The 1,196-nt window shown below is 50.3% G+C and carries 1 protein-coding gene; it reads left to right on the top strand.

Translation table 11 applies throughout. The features are described 5' to 3' along the window. Window positions 1–196: 196 nt before the first annotated feature. Window positions 197–1,196: integrase arm-type DNA-binding domain-containing protein (locus tag FDX01_RS04575; protein ID WP_249360873.1), on the top strand; the 1,000-nt coding region annotated here is incomplete at its 3' end.

Raw genomic sequence — 1,196 nt, 5'->3', positions numbered from 1 at the left:
TAGTTGCAGGTTCGATTCCTGCAGGGGACACCATTTCAAACAGAACCCACCTCTCTACGCCAGAACGCAACACCCATCACACCTTCTAAAATAGACACTCATACACAACCGAAGCGAACCGAAGCGAATTGACTACGCCAAACTTTTGCGGGCATATTGTGGGCACACTGAAAAATGACCACGGATTTATGCCCACATGCTTACGGTAAAGCAAATCGACGCAGCAAAGCCTGCGGAAAAATCATATCGACTGGCAGATGCCGGAGGGCTTTTCCTGTTCGTACCGCCATCAGGGAAAAAGGTGTGGCGCATGCGGTTCCGCTTTGATGGGAAAGAGAAAACACTGGTCATTGGCCCCTACCCCGAAATTTCTCTCACTGAGGCAAGAGCAAAACAGTCCGAAGCAAAAATGAAGTTGCTCTCTGGTGTTGATCCGTCAGAGCAAAAGCAGACAATAAAGAAGATTGAGAAAAAAGAAGCTTCCGATTCGTTTGGCGACATCTTCAGGGAATGGCACGCGCACAAATCAAAGTCGTGGTCGAAGGGGTATTCTGACGAGATGATGAGCATGTTCACCGATGACATACTCCCTTTAATCGGTCACTTGCGCATGGAAGACGTGGAGCCGATGGTGCTACTGAAGGTTATCAGGCTATTCGAGGACAGGGGCGCAATGGAACGCGCTGATAAGGCGAGGCGCAGATGCGGGGAAGTATTCAGCTATGCGATCGTAACTGGCAGGGCTAAGTACAATCCATCCAGGGACCTGTCTGGAGCAATGAGAGGATATAGGAAGAAGAACTACCCCTTCCTCCCAATGCATCGTATTCACGAATTCCAGCGGGCTTTGAACGGGTATGGCGGCTGGATTGTTTCAAAGATAGCAGCTCAAGTCCTCCATTATACCGCCATGCGCACAGTGGAGCTGCGGTCGCTGGTATGGTCGGGAATAGATTACGAAAACAGGCTGATCAGCGTTGACCCTGAGGTCATGAAAGGTCGAAAACTGCATGTCGTTCCGATGTCTGATCAGGTTATCGAGTTATTACAATTCCTGCAACAAGTCACTGGTCAGTATGAGCTTTGCTTCCCTGGCAGAAGTGACCGGAAGAGGCCGATAAGCGAGAACGCCGTGCTCGGAATTATCCGCAACATTGGCTATGAAGGCCAGACAAGCGGGCATGGATTCCGGCATC

Origin of the sequence: Citrobacter sp. wls613 (assembly GCF_005281195.1) — a bacterium.
Taxonomy (GTDB): domain Bacteria; phylum Pseudomonadota; class Gammaproteobacteria; order Enterobacterales; family Enterobacteriaceae; genus Citrobacter; species Citrobacter gillenii.
The sequence above is the reverse complement of the archived record's forward strand: the minus strand, read 5'-3'. Positions and strand labels throughout refer to the sequence as shown.